Source organism: Rhodococcus sp. AW25M09 (genome assembly GCF_000333955.1).
Classification (GTDB): Bacteria; Actinomycetota; Actinomycetes; order Mycobacteriales; family Mycobacteriaceae; genus Rhodococcoides.
This window is the reverse complement of record NZ_CAPS01000076.1, coordinates 48,717-68,940: the sequence shown is the minus strand read 5'-3', so window position 1 is coordinate 68,940 and position 20,224 is coordinate 48,717. Positions and strand designations below refer to the sequence as shown.

At 65.0% G+C, this 20,224-nt stretch carries 17 protein-coding genes; 7 read left to right on the top strand and 10 right to left on the bottom strand.

Annotated elements, in window-relative coordinates; genetic code table 11:
- Positions 1–57: 57 nt before the first annotated feature.
- From RHODMAR_RS15645 to RHODMAR_RS15610, 8 genes are all read right to left on the bottom strand, one after another.
- Positions 58–720 carry an urease accessory protein UreD gene (locus tag RHODMAR_RS15645; RefSeq protein WP_008716152.1) on the bottom strand — a complete coding sequence of 221 codons (663 nt, stop codon included), beginning with the start codon at positions 718–720 and terminating at the stop codon, positions 58–60.
- Between the two features lie 6 nt (positions 721–726).
- Entirely contained in the window at positions 727–1,431 is a 705-nt protein-coding gene (ureG, locus tag RHODMAR_RS15640) for an urease accessory protein UreG (RefSeq protein WP_008716150.1), read from the bottom strand.
- A gap of 63 nt (positions 1,432–1,494) precedes the next feature.
- Positions 1,495–2,184: an urease accessory protein UreF gene (locus RHODMAR_RS15635; RefSeq protein WP_008716148.1), complete on the bottom strand. Its 690-nt coding sequence runs from the start codon at positions 2,182–2,184 to the stop codon at positions 1,495–1,497.
- Complete coding sequence (locus tag RHODMAR_RS15630) at positions 2,184–3,905, bottom strand: urease subunit alpha (protein WP_008716147.1); 1,722 nt, start codon at positions 3,903–3,905, stop codon at positions 2,184–2,186. The genes RHODMAR_RS15635 and RHODMAR_RS15630 overlap by 1 nt, the downstream gene beginning before the upstream one ends.
- Positions 3,905–4,537, bottom strand: a complete 633-nt coding sequence (locus RHODMAR_RS15625; protein WP_008716145.1) for an urease subunit gamma — start codon at positions 4,535–4,537, stop codon at positions 3,905–3,907. Before RHODMAR_RS15625 ends, RHODMAR_RS15630 begins: the two co-directional genes overlap by 1 nt.
- A gap of 85 nt (positions 4,538–4,622) precedes the next feature.
- Positions 4,623–5,903, bottom strand: a complete 1,281-nt coding sequence (locus RHODMAR_RS15620; protein WP_008716143.1) for a DUF6986 family protein — start codon at positions 5,901–5,903, stop codon at positions 4,623–4,625.
- Between the two features lie 5 nt (positions 5,904–5,908).
- Complete coding sequence (locus tag RHODMAR_RS15615; RefSeq protein WP_008716141.1) at positions 5,909–6,370, bottom strand: PaaI family thioesterase; 462 nt, start codon at positions 6,368–6,370, stop codon at positions 5,909–5,911.
- Between the two features lie 223 nt (positions 6,371–6,593).
- Positions 6,594–7,349, bottom strand: a complete 756-nt coding sequence (locus RHODMAR_RS15610) for a hypothetical protein (protein WP_008716139.1) — start codon at positions 7,347–7,349, stop codon at positions 6,594–6,596.
- A 186-nt stretch (positions 7,350–7,535) separates the two neighbouring features.
- On the opposite strand from RHODMAR_RS15610, the gene RHODMAR_RS15605 reads away from it, so the two are divergent.
- From RHODMAR_RS15605 to RHODMAR_RS15595, 3 genes are all read left to right on the top strand, one after another.
- Positions 7,536–9,011: an iron chelate uptake ABC transporter family permease subunit gene (locus tag RHODMAR_RS15605; RefSeq protein ID WP_008716137.1), complete on the top strand. Its 1,476-nt coding sequence runs from the start codon at positions 7,536–7,538 to the stop codon at positions 9,009–9,011.
- A 101-nt stretch (positions 9,012–9,112) separates the two neighbouring features.
- Positions 9,113–10,108: an iron chelate uptake ABC transporter family permease subunit gene (locus RHODMAR_RS15600; RefSeq protein ID WP_198289458.1), complete on the top strand. Its 996-nt coding sequence runs from the start codon at positions 9,113–9,115 to the stop codon at positions 10,106–10,108.
- Complete coding sequence (locus tag RHODMAR_RS15595) at positions 10,105–10,959, top strand: ABC transporter ATP-binding protein (protein WP_008716133.1); 855 nt, start codon at positions 10,105–10,107, stop codon at positions 10,957–10,959. Before RHODMAR_RS15600 ends, RHODMAR_RS15595 begins: the two co-directional genes overlap by 4 nt.
- Before the next feature lie 24 nt (positions 10,960–10,983).
- Here RHODMAR_RS15595 and RHODMAR_RS15590 read toward each other — a convergent pair whose 3' ends face one another.
- Together RHODMAR_RS15590 and RHODMAR_RS15585 are read right to left on the bottom strand one after the other, a co-directional pair.
- A complete protein-coding gene (locus RHODMAR_RS15590) occupies positions 10,984–13,506 on the bottom strand; it encodes a bifunctional lysylphosphatidylglycerol flippase/synthetase MprF (RefSeq protein ID WP_157226115.1) in 2,523 nt (840 codons plus the stop codon).
- Between the two features lie 128 nt (positions 13,507–13,634).
- Positions 13,635–14,936, bottom strand: a complete 1,302-nt coding sequence (locus tag RHODMAR_RS15585; RefSeq protein ID WP_008716128.1) for an alpha/beta hydrolase — start codon at positions 14,934–14,936, stop codon at positions 13,635–13,637.
- Between the two features lie 200 nt (positions 14,937–15,136).
- Here RHODMAR_RS15585 and RHODMAR_RS15580 point away from each other — a divergent pair, with 200 nt between their 5' ends.
- From RHODMAR_RS15580 to gndA, 4 genes are all read left to right on the top strand, one after another.
- Entirely contained in the window at positions 15,137–15,565 is a 429-nt protein-coding gene (locus RHODMAR_RS15580; RefSeq protein WP_042939444.1) for a BlaI/MecI/CopY family transcriptional regulator, read from the top strand.
- 11 nt (positions 15,566–15,576) lie between these two features.
- Positions 15,577–16,533, top strand: a complete 957-nt coding sequence (locus RHODMAR_RS15575) for a M56 family metallopeptidase (protein WP_008716125.1) — start codon at positions 15,577–15,579, stop codon at positions 16,531–16,533.
- Positions 16,534–16,810: 277 nt separating this feature from the next.
- Positions 16,811–18,562: a DEAD/DEAH box helicase gene (locus RHODMAR_RS15570; RefSeq protein ID WP_008716123.1), complete on the top strand. Its 1,752-nt coding sequence runs from the start codon at positions 16,811–16,813 to the stop codon at positions 18,560–18,562.
- Positions 18,563–18,728: 166 nt separating this feature from the next.
- Positions 18,729–20,180, top strand: a complete 1,452-nt coding sequence (gene gndA / locus RHODMAR_RS15565; RefSeq protein ID WP_008716121.1) for an NADP-dependent phosphogluconate dehydrogenase — start codon at positions 18,729–18,731, stop codon at positions 20,178–20,180.
- Positions 20,181–20,224 lie beyond the last annotated feature (44 nt).

Below are 20,224 nucleotides of genomic sequence, written 5' to 3'. Positions count from 1 at the left end.
CCTTTTGCACCCCCATGGGGGTGCAAAAGGCGCACGACGACTGTGCCGGTCTCACAGTTACCGCGCGGCGGGCTGCAAGCGGTGTCCCACCGATGTAATCAGCGAACCGCCTCCGGCCAGAGCCAATCGAACAGACCCGCCGGGCAGATCGACCTCGGACGCACGAGTGTCGGGGTACTGCAAGGTGCTCGACATCGACAGCGGTGCCGACAACGCGTCGTGTGCAACCGATCCCTCGCCCAGTTCCACTCGATGGCGCAGCAACGGGTTGCCTCCCAAGTCGCATCGCAACGAACTGCTCCATCGACCCGACGCCTCGTCGAAACGCCCGATCTGCGTCCTCTCACGTAGCCACAACGTCGAATCCTCCTGTAGTACAACCGTGTTGACTACCGAATGCGAGGCATCGGAGACGACGACCATCGGCTCGGGGTCGAACACCAGCGACGCACCCGCTCCGATCTCGAAGTGCCACTGCGCCGACGAGTGACGCTGCAGTGCGCCGGGCATCGCCAACGACGCCGCGACACTGCGGACCTCCAGATGCGCGCCCGCGGCCACGGAAATTCGCACGGTGATGGTGTCACCACCGAGAGGCGTTGCGGCCGTTCCGATCAGATGGACGGTGTCCGGGCCCGTCTGTCGGCCGGCGAGTCCACCCACCGAGGTGATACGGGGGCTGCGATGGCGACTCGCATCGATACAGAGCTCGGTGTGCATCGACGCTCAGTGCGTGTGGGCATGCGCGTCGGCGTCGGCGACGACCTTCAGTTGCTCACGCACCCACGCGAGAACAGTGGTTGCCGCCGGATCGTCGGTGAGGGAAATCAGCGCAGTCGGCCGGCCCTCGCGCACCTGTGCCGCGTCGCGCTCCATCACTCCCAAATCGGCTCCGACATACGGAGCCAGATCGGTCTTGTTGACGACCAGAAGATCGGAGAACGTGACGCCGGGTCCACCCTTGCGGGGCACCTTGTCTCCCCCTGCGACATCGACGACGAAGATCTGTACGTCGATCAGACCGGACGAGAACGTAGCGGTGAGATTGTCTCCGCCGGACTCGACGAGAATCAGATCCAGCGGGGGGTTGTTCTCGATCAGATCGTCGATGGCGTCGAGGTTGGCGGTGATGTCGTCGCGAATTGCGGTGTGCGGGCAGCCGCCGGTCTGCACGGCCGTGATTCGTTCGTCCGGCAGCACGGCGTGGCGTCGCAAGAAGTCGGCATCCTCGGTGGTGTAGATATCGTTGGTGAGAACGGCCAACGACAGTTCGTCGCGTAGCTGCCGGCACAGGGCGGCAACCAACGCGGTCTTGCCGGAACCGACAGGCCCCCCGATTCCCACTCGCAGCGCGTCTCCTGCCACCCGCGCACGTTTGGGGCGATCCAGCCCGTGGTCGTGGGGCTCACCGTCGATCAGGTGCGGGGGCATGACATCTCCTAGTCGGTCGAAACAGTCGGTCGAAACAGTCGGTCGAAACAGTCGGTCGAAATTTCAGGATACGAACAGCGGACGATCGCGGACGGCGTGGGCTTCGGCGAACATGTCCAGCAATGGATCCGACATTTCCATCAATTCCGGTAGGCACTCGCACACAGCGGCGGTCACATCGTCGCAGTAGTCACCCAATCGGATGGTGCATGCGGCAACCTCGGCCGGATCGAGCGCCAACAGACGTTGGGCCGCAATCGCCGAGCCGGTCATGGTGATGTACACCTGCACCGCGGCCGTGTCGGCAACCGACAGTCCGGCCGCGATTCCGACGTGCCCGGCAGCAACCGCCAGGTGCGGTTTTCGGCCGATCGCCGTCCAATCATGCTGCGGCCAGGCCGACTTGGCCAAGCGAAGCAAACCGCGACCCTGTGCCCGTGAGGCGGACCTGGCGGCCGGCGACGGTGTTCTCGCGTCGCACTCGGCGTCCGCCTCGGCCGTTGCGAGCGAGCCGCGCACGATTGCCGCTGCCACCGAAGCCGTGGTGGCACCGGAGGTCCGGATACGGCGTCGCAAGAACGCCTCGAGTGTCGCGATGTCCCGAACGAAGCCCGAGGCGATCGCTTCCTCTACTCCGCCGGAATGCACGTGACCGCCGGTAGGAAGACGTGAATCCGCCAGTGAGAGAAGAGTTGTCACCTGCAGGCGGGCAGTCGACGGGATGTCGGCAGTCGGGTGTGGAGCAGCCGTCATCAGAAGAGGAAGTACCGCTGCGCCATCGGCAGTTCGGTCGCCGGCTGCTCTTTCCACACTTCGCCGTCGATGCGCACCGTGAAGGTGTCCGGATCCACTTCGATGTTGGGCAGAGCGTCGTTGAGAGCCATATCGGATTTTCTGATATGACGCACGTTCTTGACCGGCACCAACCGGCGATCGCAGTTCAGGCGTCCGGCAAGTCCGTCCTCGATCGCCTGCGGAGCAACGAAGTGCAGCGACGTGGCTGCCGCCGCCTTGGGCGAGGCCCCGAACATCGGCCGCGGAAGCTCGGGTTGTGGAGTCGGAATGGATGCGTTCGCATCGCCCATTGCCGCCCAGGCGATCATGCCGCCCTTGATGACCATATGGGGACGGACGCCGAAGAACGCCGGGTCCCACAACACCAGGTCGGCGAGTTTGCCCGGTTCGACCGAGCCGATCTCTGCGTCCAGTCCGTGTGCGACGGCCGGGCAGATGGTGTACTTCGCGACATAGCGCATGACACGGTTGTTGTCGGCTCCGTTGTCGCCGGCCAGGAAGCCGCGACGAGACTTCATCACGTGGGCCGTCTGCCAGGTACGCAGAACGACCTCGCCGATTCGACCCATCGCCTGCGCATCGCTCCCGATCATCGAGATGGCGCCCATGTCGTGCAGCAGGTCCTCGGCGGCGATGGTCGACGGTCGAATCCGACTTTCGGCGAAGGCCAGATCCTCCGGGATCGATGGACTGAGGTGATGGCACACCATGAGCATGTCGAGGTGTTCGTCCAGCGTGTTGACGGTGTGTGGACGCGTCGGATTGGTCGAGCTGGGCAGCACGTGGCTCTGGGCCGCAACGGTGATGATGTCCGGTGCGTGCCCGCCGCCCGCGCCCTCGGTGTGGTACGCGTGGATTCCGCGGCCCTTGATGGCGGCCAGAGTGGTCTCGACGAATCCGGCCTCGTTCAAGGTGTCCGAGTGCAGTGCAGCCTGGACACCGGCATCCTCGCATACCCGCAGGCACGCGTCGATCGCGGCTGGCGTCGAACCCCAGTCCTCGTGCAACTTGAATCCTGATGCGCCCGCGCGCAATTGCTCCCACATCGCATCGGGGTTGACCGTGTTGCCCTTACCGAGGAGCACTATGTTCATCGGCCAGTCGTCGAGAGACTCGAGCATTCGGGACAGATGCCAGGCACCGGGGGTGACGGTGGTGGCCTTGCTTCCTTCGGCAGGGCCGGTGCCTCCGGCGATGACGGTGGTGATGCCGCCGCCGAGAGCCTCTTCTTTGATCTGTGGGCAGATGAGGTGGACGTGACAGTCGATTCCACCAGCGGTGACGATCTTGCCGTTGCCCGCGATGATCTCGGTCGACGGGCCGATGACCAGATCAGGGTGCACCCCGGTCATGGTGTCGGGATTGCCGGCCTTGCCCAATGCCACGATGCGTCCGTCGCGGATACCGAGATCTGCCTTGATGATCCCCCAGTAGTCGACGACGACAACCCCGGTGATCACGGTGTCCGGCGCACCGTCGGCGCGGGACGCGCGCGACTGACCCATCGACTCGCGAATTACTTTGCCACCGCCGAACACTGCTTCCTCGCCGGCGTTGCCGGGGCCACCACTGCGATCCTCGGTGACCTCTATCAGAAGATCTGTGTCTGCCAATCGGATTCGATCACCCGTGGTGGGTCCGAACAACTGGGCATATCGACTTCGGCTCATCCGCGCCATCAGCTGTCCAACTTTCCGGGAGGTGTCATGCTCAATCCGTGGACCTCGCGGGTGCCACCGAGCGGCACGAGCTGGACGGACTGTTCGATGCCGGGCTCGAAACGTACTGCGGTGCCGGCCGGGATGTCGAGGCGATGGCCGTGGGCACGCTCGCGATCGAACTGCAGGGCTTCGTTGGACTGCGGGAAATGCACGTGACTGCCGACCTGGACCGGCCGATCGCCTGCGTTCACGACTGTGACGGTGATCGACTCGACACCCTCGTTGATCTCGATGTCGCCTGCGACCGTGATGATCTCGCCGGGAATCAGGTGACCGTCGCCTCGCTTCGGCGAGATCGGCTCGTGCACCGTGATCAGCTTCGTGCCGTCGGGAAAAGTCGCTTCGACCATCACTTCGGGAAGGAGCTCCGGCACGCCGCCGAGGACATCGTCGGCGCTGAGTATTTCGCGTCCCGAGGACATCAGGTCCGCGACGGATCGACCGTCACGGGCACCCTCGAGGAGATGGTCGGTGATGACCGCGATCGCCTCCGGGTGATTGAGCTGGAGGCCGCGAGCCTGACGACGCCGCGCAAGTTCGGCCGCATAGCTGACGAGCAGTCGGTCCTGCTCGTGCGGAGACAACCGCATTGGAGTTCTCCGTCCCGATCGGTGATGATGCTCGGCAATTCTGACACGCCGGCGACCGCCCGGCAGCGGAGCGCGCCGCGGCACCTCACCCGAGGGGCACGGTCACCGAACGATCGAGCAGTCCCCGCAGGACATCGCGGTCGATTGCGGAGGCGACGTCCTGTAGCTCCGAGATGCCGAACGCGCCCGAATCCAGGCCCCGCACCAGCACACCGGCCAGTGCCTGTGCGGTGGCGGGCTCGTCCATCACCGCACCGCCCTGACGATCGAGGTAGCTACCCAATCGGGCGGCCGCGACCGGCATGGCGTGGCGAAAGAATCCGAAGGTGGCCAACCACCGCGTCACCAGGTGCCCGGGATGCATGTCCCAACCCTGGTAAAAGCCGCGTTCGAGGGATCTCGTCACCAGCTCGAAGTGCCGCCGCGCGGACACCGCAACCTGCTCGGCGTCACCGGTCGGCACGACCTGAGTCGAGCCGTCGCACACCCATACCCCGGTCTGCGCGGCTGCCACCAGCATGACGTTCTTCGCGTGATCGGCGACCGGATGAGCCAGCGACTGCTGCGCAGAGGTGATCCCGCACGCGGCGCTGTAGTCGTAGGTCCCGTAGTGCAGCGATGTGCAGCGACCGTCGGACCGGGTAATCGCCCGCGCAAGCGTCGTCGTGCCGTCGGCCCCGATCACCGCCTGAGGGCTTTCGATCTGCAACTCGAACCGCAGGGCGCGATCGGGTAGGCCGTGCGCGCGCTCGAGTTCCTCGCACAACGCGACAACAGCGGCCACCTGATCGACGGCACGGAGCTTGGGCACGGTGAACACGAACCCGTCGGGCACTCCCCCGGCACCGTCCAACACGAGCTCGAGGGTTCGAATCCCGCGCCGACGCTCGTGTGCGGCAAGCCCTTTGGCGCGAATGCCGAGCCAGGTCGGGCCGGCGGGATCTTTCGCCAACGCCGACAGCGCTGCACCCGCTGCGGTTGCGTGACGGTCTTCGACGGCGTCCGACCGCCACCCGTAACCGTCCTCGAAATCGAACCTGAGGTCCTGGATGGGCGCACTGTTCAACCGGTCACGCACGAGGGCGGACGCGTCAGCGGTGTCGAGTTCGGCGAACGCATCGGGGTGCGCATCCAGAATTGCCAGGGCGGCAGCGCCCCACAGGGCGGGCACATCCGCCGACGCGTCCGACGCCGAGACGTACACGGTGTGAGAGGGCTGCCCGCCGATTCGGTCACCTGGATACTGCTGGGCGAGTTGATCGTCGATCGGACCGAAGAGTGACTCGAGGCGATCGAATGCGCCGGGGGTCAGCGCGGTGTCCCCCGACTCGACGAAGGATTCTTCGTTGTCGCTACGTCCCGTCATAGGCATCACTGTCCCAGATGTGCAGTGTTTTCGATATTTGCCAGCCGGACTTTCCCTTGTGCAATCAGGCGTCCACCGTCGTCGGTGATGTCCACCTGCCACAGCTGCTGCGTGCGTCCGCGGTGAATCGGTTGTCCGTGTGCGGTCAGGGTTCCCGATCGTGTGGCTCGGAGGAAATCGGTGCTGTTGTTGACACCGACGACGTGTCCTCGTGACCCGAACCAAGCCGTCCCGGCGATGCTGGCCACCGATTCCACCACCGCACACAGGACTCCGCCGTGCATGATTCCGGCGGGTTGATGCAGCTGCGGAGTCACGTCCCACTCTGCACGCACGTCGTCACCGGATACAGCGAGGTACTTCAGACCGACGACTCCGTCGAATCCTCGTTGACACAGCTCGGTCAACTGTTCCGGCGTCATGGCGTCGAAGGGCTTCTGTTCCGTGGTGCCGTTCGATTCCGTCATTGCGCTGCCTCCGGTCGCATCGAAACAAGTCGGCCGACCGGTGAGTCGGCGCTCCATCAGAGATACACGACGCACAGCTCACAAAAATAGGTGGGCCTCTCGCTCGCGAGGAACGAGAGGCCCACCGTGGCAAGGACCGAGAGTCACTGCAGCCCTCAGGACTCCGACTCGGTCCGTCGGTAGAAAATTAGCATAGGCATACCTCATCTGAAGCGCAAGGTCTTCACGAGGCGCGAAGCCTCTGGCGCCCCGCAGCCCCGACGCGTGAGCGCACGGGAGCACCCGCGGCAACCATGGCGTCGAGCAGCATCTGGCCCCGGCGCGCACCGGCCGAGGCGCTCGCCCCGGCCAGAATCGGTACGTGCGTCGAGGCGCCCAGGATTGCATCGCCGACCAGAGCCCAGAACACTCGCTCATCCAACGGAGCGCGCTCCGATATCGCGCTGAACACCGCGCCGAGTGACGTCGTGCAGCGATGCGCAGTCCAAATCAGCAGAGCCTGCTCACACGGCAGCGTGACCGTGCCGGCCTCACCCGACGCCGGGTCATCCGGCAGCACTCGGAGAATCGGTGACGCGACCCCGGCCCAATCGATCCCACCGTCGCTGTCCATGTGAATCCACAGATTGTCGATACCCGGATCCCAGGCACGTGCTTCCACGACCAGCAGCGCAGACACTCGGCCCACCACCGCATGAATCAAGGCCGTCGCCACCTGAACTGCGGCCCCCTCCGGCAAGCCCAGATCCTCGAGCGACCTCTGGTACATCTGCTCGATGCGTCCGGCTCCGACACCGACCGCCAACTGCCACCACCGCCGTTTACCCTCGTTCGCCATCGCTGCCACCGCGTACATCCGCGGGTACTCGGGATTGAGTGCGCGCAAGGTCGCACACGAACCGTTCAGCAGCGCGGTCCCGCCGGTTCGATTGGCGAATCGCTGCACATCGGACCAGCCCGTGAATACCGCAGTTGCCACTGACACGTGATCGCTCCTCGAAATTCGTGATGGGCGGACTCGTCTCGCCCCCGACTCTGACATAGGTTAGCCTAACCAGACATCGCGGCGGTCAGGTACCGCTACCCTTACCTCGTCTCACGTTGGGGGCAAGGGTTCCGTAACCTAATCCGTGTACCACCGACACAGCGAGGAGTCCGGACCACAGTGACTGCAACTCCACTCAGCGGCTCCCATGTCGCTCGCCGAACTCGCGGCGAGCAGTACGGGACCGAGGACGTGCCCACCGGGCCGCCGCCGTGGAGCTCCCGCATCGCTGCTGCGGCTGTCGACACCCTGATCGTGTTGATTCCGCTGCTCGTCGGGTGGTCGATCGTCGGCGCTCTGCGCGACGACAACGGTGGCGGCCAGGCGGACAGATTCGTGTTCGGAACCATTGCGGTCTGCATCGCGACGGCCCTGTTCGTCTGGAACCGCGGTTACCGCGACGGCAACGAAGGTCAGAGCACCGGTCGACGCTGGCTGGGACTCACGCTGCGCGACAGCGCCACCAAGGGGCCCATCGGCGCGCGCCGAGCCCTTCGTCGTCAGTTCGGGATGGGCGCTGCATCGTCCGAGGTCGTCCGCGAAAGGACCGCTTCCAACCAGGGATTCGAGCCGATTCCCACGGACGGTTCGGTGGCCGCCGTTCGGCGGCGGAGGATGCTCGGCCTGGCAGTCCTGGTCGTCGCTCTCGTGGCAGGCATCCTCGCCAGCATTGCCATCGGCGCGCGCCCACTGACGTTCGCAGAGATCGCCCACGCTCTCATCGACTCGACGGGCACCGACACCGACATCATCGTGCGCACATTGCGAATGCCTCGCACGGTGCTCGCCCTGGTCGTCGGTACAGCACTCGGTATCGCCGGTGCCCTCATCCAGGGACACACCCGCAACCCCCTGGCCGACGCCAGCTTGCTCGGCCTCAATTCCGGTGCGGCCTTCTTCGTCGTGATGGCCATCTACCTGTTCCGGTTCACCTCACCGAGTCAGTACCTGTGGTTTGCCTTCGCCGGTTCCGCCGTAGCGAGCATCGTCGTATTCGGGCTGTCGTCGATCGGGTCGGGTAGATCGAGTCCGATCAATCTGGCCCTGGCGGGAGCAGGCGTCGCATTCTTCCTGTCGGCGATGACCAACGCCGTCGTGCTGCTCGACCAGACCAGCCTCGACGGCTACCGCTTCTGGGTGGTCGGATCCGTCGCCGGTCGTGGCCTGGACGTGCTGTGGCAGGTCCTGCCATTTCTTGTGGTCGGAGTCCTCATTGCACTCGCGAGCACTCCCGGCCTGAACGTCATCAGCCTCGGTGAGGACGTTGCACGGTCACTCGGAACCAACATCGCGGTCACCCGAACCGTCGGAATCCTGGCCATCACTCTGCTGACCGGCGCAGCGACCGCAGCATGCGGGCCCATTGCCTTCATCGGCCTCGTCGTTCCACATGTTGCGCGCGCGGTGACCGGTCCCGACTACCGCTGGCTGGTCCCCTATGCCGGTCTCATGGGCGGTGTGATGTTGCTGGTCGCCGACGTGATCGGACGCGTTGTCGTGCGCCCGGGAGAGCTCCAGGTGGGCATCGTTCTGGCCCTGTTCGGAGCGCCGTTCTTCATCGCCCTCGTCCGACGCCGGAAGTTGGTCGGCCTGTGACCACGGATCTGAACTCCGCCACACCACCGCCGAGTAGGGGCGTCGTTCGCGGCCGGCCCGCATTTCGCCTGGGTCCGATCTCTCTGGTCCGACGACCTTTCATGGTCATCGCGACCGCCCTACTGGCCGCGGCCCTGGTACTGATCATGTGTGTGAACATCGGACGTGGCGACTTTCCGATGTCGATAGCGCAGGTGCTCGATGTACTGCTCGGCGGTGGGACGAGGATCGAGCGGTTCATCGTGATGGACCTGCGTCTGCCGCGATCTCTGACCGGCCTGCTCGTCGGCGCGGCGCTCGGAATCTCCGGCGCGATCACCCAGTCGATCTCCCGCAACGCGCTCGCCAGCCCCGACATCCTCGGCATCACCGCCGGTTCCAGTGCCGCAGCCGTCGCGTTGATCGTCCTCGGCGGAGGCGGCAGCTTCAGCGGTCTGCTCGCCACCCTCGGTCTACCGCTGGCGGCGCTGATCGGCGGCCTGCTTACCGCGATCGCGATCTATACCCTGGCCTGGCGCAAGGGTGTCGACGGCTTCCGGCTCATTCTGGTGGGAATCGCCGTCAACGCGATGCTCACCGCAATGATCGGTTGGCTGCTGATCAGCGCCGACATCAACGACGTTTCGCGCGCTCAGGTCTGGCTCAACGGCTCGCTCAACGGCGCCGACTGGGCGTCGGTGTGGCCGGTGGCTATCGCACTCGTTCTCGTCGGCGGCGGCACCGTCGCCGCGACGTTCACGCTCGGCGCACTGCGTCTGGGCGATGACAACGCGCGATCACTCGGTGTGCGCCTGCAACACAGTCAGGCAATGATGCTGCTCGCTGCCGTCGCTCTCGCCGCGATCGCCACTGCCGCGGCAGGCCCCATCGGATTCGTCGCGTTGGCAGCTCCTCAGATCGCCCTCCGGATCCTGCGGACCCCCGGCCCACCGATCATCGCGTCAGCACTGCTCGGTGGGCTGCTGGTCGTGGCCAGCGATCTCATCGCTCGCACGATTCTGCCGGTGGAACTGCCTGTCGGCATCGTCACCTCGGCCCTCGGCGGACCGTTCCTTCTGTACCTTCTCGTTCGCAGTAACCGAAAGGCTTCCGTATGACCACCAGCCACACCTCGCGTCTGATCGCGGAAGATCTCAGCCTCGGTTACGGCGATCGCACCATCGTCGAACATCTGGACCTCGAGATACACACCGGAGTGATCACGACTGTGATCGGTCCGAACGGCTGCGGAAAGTCCACTCTGCTGCGTTCTCTGGGTCGACTCCTCAGGCCCAAGACCGGCGGTGTGATGCTCGACGGTCGGGCAATCTCCTCCATGAAGACCAAGGAGGTCGCCCGCACCCTGGGAATGCTCCCGCAGGCACCGACCGCTCCCGAAGGACTGACAGTTGCAGACCTCGTCTCACGAGGTCGTCATCCGCACCAATCGTGGATCAGGCAGTGGAGCTCGGACGACGAGTCCGAGGTGGCGAATGCACTCGAACTGACCGGCATCGGCGAGCTCGCCGACCGACCGGTCGACGAGCTGTCCGGAGGGCAACGGCAGCGTGCGTGGATCTCGATGGCGTTGGCTCAGGGCACCGATATTCTGCTGCTCGACGAACCCACCACCTACCTGGATCTGGCCCACTCCATCGAGGTTCTCGACCTCGTCGATCGCCTGCACGACGAACTCGGCCGCACGATCGTCATGGTGTTGCACGACCTCAACCTGGCACTCCGCTACAGCGACAGATTGATCGTGATGAAGCAGGGACGAATCGTCACCGCCGGCCGGCCTCAGGACGTCATCTCGGAGCAACTGCTGCTCGACGTGTTCGGGCTGGAGGCCGCCGTGATCGACGATCCCATGTCGGATCGTCCCCTTGTCGTTCCGATCGGTACGCGGCACGTGTACGGGTCGGTGGGCGGGCCGGTGAAGTCCCGGAATCGCTCCGCCGCCGGTTGATCCGCCGGGAACCCGCAGCCCTCGTCACCGCTCGATCATGGTGCGCACCAGCTTGAAACCCTGCCCGATCGACACGTCCGGGAGGTAGGCCCGCCCGATCGCGTTCCCGATACTGGGCAGCGCAGCCGGATCTGCGAACGTCATGTGCATGGACTCGTAGCGAGGCTGGAACTTGGATTTGAACGCCAGCAGCGAACGGAAACCGTAGACGGGTTCGAGAGTTCGCCCGAGCACGTCCAACAGTCGCTCGAGCAGCCCCGACAGGGTCGATTGCTCCGCACTGGAGACGTGCTCGGGTTGCTTCTCGTCGACCTTGGCCAGCGGCGCGCCCGACAAGCTGAGGAACCGGGCACCCTCCTGCTCGCACAGCAGAGCAGCCGACGCGATGAGGAATTCCATCGTGGGCCGGAAGCCTTCCGAGCGACGCCGCATGAAGTCGAGCGTCCATCCGACGATCAGTCCGTCCTCGTACACCGGCATCCACGAGGTCACGCCGTGCACGGTCCGGTGCTCGTCGACGGCGATCAGGCACCGGACGTTCTCGTCGTCGACCTCCTCGAGACCACCGAGGGTGAAACCCATCTCGGGCATGCCCTTGTCTGCGACCCATTCCTCGGAAATCGCGGTGATCTGGTCGGTGATGGCCAGCGGTGCCGACGGGAAACGAATCCATTCGGCGGCGACGCCCGCTTTCTTCGCACGGTTGAGCGCAGTCCGCACATCCTGGAATCGTTTGCCGGTGAACGCAATTCCGTCCAAGTCCAACACCGTCTCCTCACCGACCTGAATTCCGCCCCATCCGAGGGAATCGGTGATGCGGCGAACATCGGAAGTGACGGAGTAGAAGCACGGAATCCACCCGTTCTTCGATGCAAATTCTGCGAAGTCGACGACATTCTCGCGCAACGACTCTCGCGGACCGACGGGATCTCCGGTCGTCAGCGCAACCCCGGAGATGACGCGGTAGGCGACATAGCTGCGGCCGTCGGGACCGAACCAGTACCTGTTTCCGCGCCAGGTCGTCATCCACGACAGCGCCGATCCACTGCTGGCCATGAGCATTCCGCGCGCTTGTTCGGTGGCGTCGGTCTCCGGCCCGTACACCGGAGTCAGGAAGGTACTCACGGCCAGAACGCATACCACCACCCAGAACAGCACTCCGGTCCACTCGAACAGCAAAGTGGTGGGGATGCTCTGCGGCAACAGAGCGGGTTCGAGCCACTGCAGATACACCGGCGGAACCAAGCGCTGCGGGAAGTCCGCCAACAGGCCACCGAACGATGGCGAATCGGCAAAACCACCACGCGCCAGATACCCACCGATCGAATAGACCAGGGCCAGTCCGACGCCGACGCCGATCACCGACGCCGTCCATCGTCGATAAGTACCCGATGGTGCCGATACATCGAAGAACCGACGGGTGACGATCAGGACCACCAACACGATCAGTGGCAGCAGAAACGGCACGGCGGTGCGATATGCGGTCGGTGATTCCAGTCCGTAGAACAGTGTCTGGTCGTCACCGGCCTCCAAGAACCGAATGGCGAAGTTGGCCAGCGACAGTGCGAGCAGAATCACCTGGGAGACGAACGCCATCGCCCAGGCGAAGCGCCTGCCCCGTCGGAGTCCGTCGCTGACCACCAGTAAGAACAGCGACGGCATGATGCTCAGGATGGTCGGACCCACGCCTCCGAGCCTGAGATCGAGCAGACCGCGCCGGCATTCCTCCGGGTCGGTAGTCGCATCGGCGCAGATTTCGCGCACCTCTGCCGCTGTGTACGGAACTCCTCGAACCACGTCGCGAAGTACGGCGAAAGGACCGACCGCGTTGGGGCTCAGGGCTGCCAGCACCGGGCCCAGGGCACTCGCGGCGACGATCAGCGCCACCAACACGCGCCCTTCACGTTGAGTGCCCGCCAATCGAGGACCACGCGCCGAACGGCCCACGATCCACGGCCCAGCTACCAGCCCGACGACTGCAGCAGCCAGTCGGATCACGTCCTGCAAGTGACCACCGAACAGGGCCAACGTCACCAGCAAGGCCAGCACGCCGACGCGGATCCGCCTGCGCCACAACGTATCCATTCGCGACGTGGCGACCAGCACCACCCCGAAGATCCAGGTCGTCGGACCGACGGCGGTACCGACGTGCAACCGGAAGCCCCAATCGGCGTCGAAAGTCTTGGCCAGAGCCGCGAGACCGAGACCGAGCAGTGAACCGGCCACTTGGGTGACGAATGCCGCAACGGCGAAACGACGGGACCCGATGCGGCGTTCGATCGGCGCAGCGGCGAGCAGAACCGCGATCGTCGCCACGACACAACCGGCGATGTTGGGTGCCGCCAGCCCCGAGGTCAGCGGCGTCCACAGGTGCCAGTGCTCGAACGGCATTATGCCCACGGCGAAGTACTTGTCCAGCTCGCCGCGGTCGTCCATGACGGCCGCAGTGATGCCCGTCGCCCACACGACCGCGAGCAAGGCGAGACTGACCGGGGCTCCCACGACACCGAACAGGATGAGTGACCACACCCGCCGGAGCTGGCGCATCACCGCGGATGCAACCACCGCGAGGGCTGTCGCTCGCTTCGACAGCCACGACGGTCCGACAGGGTCGTGCCCGTCGTCCGACAGCGTCGACGCGGTCGCAGCAGCCGGTTGTTCCGGATCGGTCGCGTTCACGAAATCAATCCTGTTCTCGTTGCCAGCCATGGGAGCTCACGACGAAGGCCCTCCGACCACACCTCGAAGCTGTGTCCGCCCGGTACCTCCACGTACTGCACATCCATTCCGGCGGCCTTGGCCGCGTCGTACATCTCTTGTTGGCCGGGTTTGTAATCCTTGTCGTCCGCGCCCACGACGAAAATACCGGCCGAGTCGGGGTACTGACGCGATTTCAACAGGTCGAGAGGATTGATGGCGGTGAACGCTGCAGAATCGCCGCCGAATACTTGTTGCACCGTGCGATCTCGATCGCCGAGGGTGGGCTCACGTTGACCGGACAGGTCGAGGAACGTGGGATAGACGTCGGGATGATTGGTCGCCATCTGGATCGAACACGTACCGCCGTACGACAATCCGCCGATGGCCCAGTGGGCACGATTTTCGTCCACCTGCAGGGCACTGTCGATCCAGGCCGGCACGTCCTGGGAGAGATACGTGTCCACGTTGCCCAGCGGCGAATCGACACACAGCGGATTTGCAATGGACGACCCCGTGCCGTCGGCGACGACCACCACCGGCGCAAGACCGGCATGATCACGGGCAAAATTGTCCATCGTCAGGGCGAGCTTTCCGCCGTTGAACCAGTCCTCCGGTGCACCCGGCTGACCGGCGAGCAGCACGAGAACCGGTAGCAGTGGACGAGGATCGGCGAAGTACGCGGGCGGTAGGTAGATCTGAGCGTCTCGGGCGGAAAAGTTCGATTTCGTGCCGGGAACGGCCGCAGAAGTGATCTTTCCGGCGGCCGGCACACCGGCGGGCACGGTCCAGACGGAATCCAGAGGCACACCGGTCACGGTCTGCTCCACCGCAGCCGGCACATTCGAGAACTGAATGCGGGCTGCCGACTCGACTCCCAGCGCATTTCCCACGGTGGGATACGCGTCGAACTCCAGGTTGACGTGCAAGGCCGACGCCGCAACCACGAGAAGAGCTGCCAGCACCGAGACAATCCTGCCCAGCACCCCACGCGCGGCGATCAGCCGAGGAACCACTGCGAACACGGCGGCCAGCCCCACTCCTATCCACACGTAGATCGAGGTGGCGATCGGGTCCGGAAACGGTCTCCACACCTTCTCCACCACCATGTAGCCGACCGCGGTGACGACGATCGCCGCCGTGGCAGCGATCGGCAACGCACGGGTGGCGTAGCGCCGCGACGTCGACACGAGCAGCCAAACGCCACCGAGAGCGCCGAGAACGGACACGATCACCGGTACCGGGCCGTCGATCAACGACAGTGAATCGAACCAATCCACGTGATGTCTCCACTCACTTCTCGAAAGTCGGGCCGCGGGGCGACACGATCACGGGTGAACAATATTCGCCCCGAGATTCCCGAAGTCGAGACCCGCCCATTCGATGCAACGACAACTATGACGGACCCCACACCGACCGAAGAGTCGTTACTACTACGGGTAGTACGCATACGCGTCGGACTAGCCGTAGACTCGGTGGAATGGCTGGTCTTGGTGAACTAGAGCGCGCAGTGATGGACCATTTGTGGGAGTCGTCGGATCCCCAGACCGTCCGGCAGGTCCACGAGGCGCTGGCAACGCATCGCGAGCTCGCTTACACGACCGTGATGACAGTGCTGCAGCGGCTGGCGAAGAAGAAGTTGGTCGTTCAGCAACGCGATGATCGAGCGCACCGCTACGCGCCGCTGCACGGACGCGACGAGTTGGTAGCGAGCCTCATGGTCGACGCTTTGTCTCAGGCCCCGGCGTCGGGCGGGCGGGCGGCAGCGCTCGTGCACTTCGTCGGGCAGGTGGGCGCAGACGAAGCGGCCGCCCTCCGTGAGGCACTAGCCGCTCTGGAAGTGGCACAATCGAGCACAGAGCCCACTTCGGCTGAAGAAGGCCGTTCGAGGGACCGACGCTCGCCGTAGTAAGTGAGGATATGAACTCGACGACTGCGCTGGCATTCGCGGTACTCGCACTGATTTTGGCGGGGCCGGTTCCCGCGGTGCTCGCCCGCGCCAGCTGGCCGTACCGCTCCCCCCGCGCCGCCCTCGTGCTGTGGCAAGCCATTGCACTCGCAGCCGTACTCTCGGCGTTCAGCTCCGGCCTTGCGATCGGCGGACTACTGCTGGTTCCCGGACCGGACGGCCGCCCCACCACTGCACCCACCGACGAGATCGACGCGCTCGGCCTGCCGTTGTGGCTTTTCTACGTGGTCGTCCTCGCGATCACGCTCGGAATCGGTGCCAAGTTGATGTTCTCCTTTGTTCAGGTAGCGGTCCGAACCCGCCGTCGGCGCTCACGACACCGCATGCTGGTAGATCTCCTGGACCGAAACAACACGAGCGAGAACCCTTTTCGCGGTCTTCGAGACGCAGACATCCGCGTACTCGACGCGGCCGAGCCGATCGCGTACTGCCTTCCCGGTCTGCGGCAGAGGGTTGTGCTGAGCCGGGGAACGCTCGTCAAACTCTCCGAGGCAGAAGTCACCGCCATCCTCAGCCACGAGCGCTCGCACCTGCGTGCCCGCCACGACCTGGTCCTCGAGGCATTCACCGCGGTGAACGAGGCTTTTCCGAGAATCGTGCGAAGCAAGTCGGCCCTGGGCAGCGTGCAGCTGTTGGTCGAACTTCTCGCCGACGATTCAGCGGTGAAGGTCACCGGGCCCACCCCACTGGCCCGGGCGTTGGTCACCTGTGCCGGTTCTACTGCACCGAGAGGTGCAATGGCGGCAGGCGGTCCGCACACCCTCATTCGCGTACAACGCTTGAGCGGTCCCGGCCGCGACGTGCGCATCGCCGCAGTTGCCTACGGGACCGCTGTGGTGATCCTCGTTCTTCCGACGATCTACGTGGCGATGCCCTGGCTCGAGGAACTGAGCAGACTCTTCGGATAAGCCTTGGATACGGTCGGGGTCGCACAGGTCACACCGACTCAGGGTGAACAATGTGCGGCCGGTACCGTACAGTGGAACTCGGTCGCCATCGCGACCTAGCAATCGAAATGGCACAAACAGCCCCACTTTATGTAGCTCTCGTCTGCATATCGATGGCCAGGTGACAGTGCCCTGGCTCGTCTCAATGTGTTCTGGCTGTTTTTCGTGTTCCCCGGTTGTCGGGTGCTCTCAGCTTCGGGCTTATTGGCGTGCCCGCAATCCGGAGAGGCTTTACTGCGTGACCCACGCTGTTTCCAACACACCCGTTTCCACCACGTCTGATTCCACTACGTCCGATTCCACGGCTGTAGCTGCACCGGCGTTCACCTTCGCCGATCTCGGACTTCCCGAGGCCGTTGTCGCCGCCCTCGCTCGTAACTCGATCACCGTGCCCTCCCCCATCCAGGAGAAGGCGCTGCCCGACGCCATTGCCGGCAAGAACGTTCTCGGTCGCGCGCAGACAGGTTCGGGCAAGACCCTCGCGTTCGGTCTGCCGATTCTGCAGCGTCTGTCGCTGCACACCGACCGCCCGGCCGCCAAGCGCCCGCGTTCGCTCGTGCTGGTTCCCACTCGCGAGCTCGCGTTCCAGGTCGTCGAGTCTCTCGCCCCCTACGCCAATGCGCAGGGCCTGCGAGTCATGCCCGCCGTTGGCGGTACTCCGTTCAACAAGCAGGTCGAGCAGCTGCGACGCGGCGTCGACGTCCTCGTCGCCACCCCGGGCCGCCTCGCCGATCACCTTCGTCAGGGCACCTGCATCCTCGACTCGATCGAGATCACCGCGCTCGACGAGGCGGACCAGATGGCCGACATGGGCTTCCTGCCCGAGGTGCGTGCTGTCCTCGCCGACACTCCGGCAGACGGTCAGCGCATGCTGTTCTCGGCCACTCTCGACCGTGAGGTGCAGTCGCTGGTACGCCAGTTCCTGCCCGATCACGTCGAGCACTCCACCCAGGACGGCAAAGCCAGCGTCCGGACCATGGACCACTACGTCCTCATGGTCGACCGCGGTCAGAAAGATCTTGTTCTCTCCGAGATCGGTGCCCGTGAAGGCGGTCGCACCATCATGTTCGCGCGCACCAAGCTGGGCTGCGACGGCATCACCGATCGCCTGCGTGCGCTCGGCATCGCGGCGGAGTCACTGCACGGCGGCAAAGCGCAGAATCAGCGCACCCGCGTGCTCGAACGCTTCAAGAACGGCCGCACTCCTGTTCTCGTCGCCACCGACGTTGCCGCGCGCGGCATCCACGTCGACGGCATCGACCTGGTCGTGCACGTCGATCCGCCCGCCGACCACAAGGATTACCTGCACCGTGCAGGGCGCACTGCACGCGCAGGCGAAAAGGGCACCGTCGTCGCGATCGTGCTCCCCAACCAGCGCCGTCAGGTCCTTCGTCTGACCGGTATGGCCGGCGTCAAGGCCACCGCCGTCAACGTCTCGCCCGGTTCGGCCGAGCTCAACAGCATCACCGGCGCGAAGAAGCCGACCGGTGAGCCGTTGCGCGCCGAGTCTGCACCTCGTGACCGCAACAGCCGTCCGCGCACCGGTGGATACCAGGGTTCGAACCCCCGCAGCAGCGGCGGATACCAGGGTTCCAACCCGCGCAGCAGCGGCGGATACCAGGGCTCCAACCCCCGCAGCAGCGGCGGATACCAGGGTTCGAACCCCCGCAGCAGCGAGGGCTACCAGGGAGATCGTCCCCGCACCGGCGGATACCAGGGCTCCAACCCCCGCAGCAGCGGCGGATACCAGGGCTCCAACCCCCGCTCCAGCGAGGGCTACCAGGGTGACCGCCCCCGTCGCTCCGACTCGAGCTCGTACCGCGGCTCCGAGGGCCGCAGCTACGAAGGTCGCGGTTCGGACAACCGGGGTTCCGACAATCGCCGACCCGCGTCTGCTCCTCGCCAGGACGAGCATCGCTCGGGGGGCTTCCGCAGCCGCACCGATCGCCGCTCGTACGACGGTTTCGAGGGTCCGGCTCGCAGCCACTGATCTGCTCTTCACTGTGAGGTCGTGAACCGGCCAGAACATTTCGACCGCAACGAGGTGTCGCATTCTCGACGAATGCGACACCTCGTTGTCGTTGTGCCAGGACGGGTTCGAGCGAATCTGGGGGGGTTGGCTCGCGCGAGTTCGCTCGGCAGGGAAAGCTGTTGGTATGACTTCAGCAGCAGAAGAGACAGAACTGGCTCAGATCGGAGTCACCGGACTCGCAGTCATGGGCTCCAACATCGCCCGTAACTTTGCCCACCACGGTCATACCGTTGCGTTGCACAACCGCAGCATCGCGAAAACCGATGCGCTGATCGACGAGCACGGTACCGAGGGCACGTTCATCCGCACCGAAACCATCGACGAATTCGTGGCCGCACTCGCGAAGCCGCGCCGGGTCCTCATCATGGTCAAGGCGGGAGATCCGACCGACGCAGTCATCGAGGAACTCGCCGACGCGATGGAAGACGGCGACATCATCATCGACGGTGGCAACGCGCTCTACACCGACACCATCCGCCGTGAGGCGGCCATGAAGGAGCGCGGGCTGCTCTTCGTCGGTGCGGGCATCTCGGGCGGCGAGGAGGGCGCACTCAACGGCCCGTCGATCATGCCCGGTGGTCCGGCCGAGTCCTACAAGGCACTCGGCCCACTGCTGGAATCCATTTCAGCGCATGTGGACGGCACTCCGTGCTGCACTCACATCGGACCGGACGGCTCGGGCCACTTCGTCAAGATGGTGCACAACGGCATCGAATACGCCGACATGCAGCTCATCGGCGAGGCGTACAACCTGTTCCGCGATGCCCTGGGCTACACCCCTGAGCAGGTTGCCGACGTGTTCACCGAATGGAACAAGGGCGATCTGGAGAGCTACCTGGTCGAGATCACCGCCGAGGTGCTTCGGCAGGTCGATGCCAAGACCGGTCAGCCGCTGGTGGACGTGATCGTCGACGCTGCAGAGCAAAAAGGCACCGGCCGCTGGACCGTCAAGGCAGCCCTCGATCTCGGCGTCCCCGTCACCGGTATCGCCGAGGCCGTCTTCGCGCGGGCCCTCTCGGGGTCGCGGGCTCAGCGCAAGGCGGCCGTTGGGCTGGCCTCGGGAACACTCGCTGACAAACCGGCCGACGCGGAGCAGTTCACGCACGACATCAGCCGAGCCCTGTACGCGTCGAAGATCGTCGCCTACGCGCAGGGTTTCGATCAGATCGCCGCGGGCAGCACCGAGTACGACTGGAACCTGCATCCCGGCGACCTCGCCACGATCTGGCGCGGTGGGTGCATCATCCGGGCGCGGTTCCTCAACCGCATCAAGGATGCCTACGACGACGACGCCGAACTCCCCAGCTTGATCCTGGCACCGTATTTCCGTGATGCAATCGAGGACGCCATCGACAGCTGGCGTCGCGTCGTGATCACTGCGGCATCGTTGGGTATTCCGGTTCCGGCGTTCGCATCCTCGCTCTCGTACTACGACGCTCTGCGGGCCGAGCGGCTGCCCGCTGCGCTGACGCAGGGCCAGCGCGACTTCTTCGGGGCGCACACGTACGAGCGAACCGACTCGGAAGGAAAGTTCCACACTCTGTGGGGCGGCGATCGTTCCGAGGTCGAAGCCTGACGTAGTTCGCACTACTCCGGTGGCGCTGCGCGGATCGTGCAGCG

Coding starts and splice junctions, on each gene's coding strand:
- RHODMAR_RS15645 (WP_008716152.1), bottom strand. CDS start 720: ATGCACACCGAGCTCTGTATCGATGCGAGTCGCCATCGCAGCCCCCGT.
- ureG (WP_008716150.1), bottom strand. CDS start 1,431: ATGCCCCCGCACCTGATCGACGGTGAGCCCCACGACCACGGGCTGGAT.
- RHODMAR_RS15635 (WP_008716148.1), bottom strand. CDS start 2,184: ATGACGGCTGCTCCACACCCGACTGCCGACATCCCGTCGACTGCCCGC.
- RHODMAR_RS15630 (WP_008716147.1), bottom strand. CDS start 3,905: ATGGCGCGGATGAGCCGAAGTCGATATGCCCAGTTGTTCGGACCCACC.
- RHODMAR_RS15625 (WP_008716145.1), bottom strand. CDS start 4,537: ATGCGGTTGTCTCCGCACGAGCAGGACCGACTGCTCGTCAGCTATGCG.
- RHODMAR_RS15620 (WP_008716143.1), bottom strand. CDS start 5,903: ATGACGGGACGTAGCGACAACGAAGAATCCTTCGTCGAGTCGGGGGAC.
- RHODMAR_RS15615 (WP_008716141.1), bottom strand. CDS start 6,370: ATGACGGAATCGAACGGCACCACGGAACAGAAGCCCTTCGACGCCATG.
- RHODMAR_RS15600 (WP_198289458.1), top strand. CDS start 9,113: ATGGTCATCGCGACCGCCCTACTGGCCGCGGCCCTGGTACTGATCATG.
- RHODMAR_RS15595 (WP_008716133.1), top strand. CDS start 10,105: ATGACCACCAGCCACACCTCGCGTCTGATCGCGGAAGATCTCAGCCTC.
- RHODMAR_RS15590 (WP_157226115.1), bottom strand. CDS start 13,506: ATGCGCCAGCTCCGGCGGGTGTGGTCACTCATCCTGTTCGGTGTCGTG.
- RHODMAR_RS15580 (WP_042939444.1), top strand. CDS start 15,137: ATGGCTGGTCTTGGTGAACTAGAGCGCGCAGTGATGGACCATTTGTGG.
- RHODMAR_RS15575 (WP_008716125.1), top strand. CDS start 15,577: ATGAACTCGACGACTGCGCTGGCATTCGCGGTACTCGCACTGATTTTG.
- gndA (WP_008716121.1), top strand. CDS start 18,729: ATGACTTCAGCAGCAGAAGAGACAGAACTGGCTCAGATCGGAGTCACC.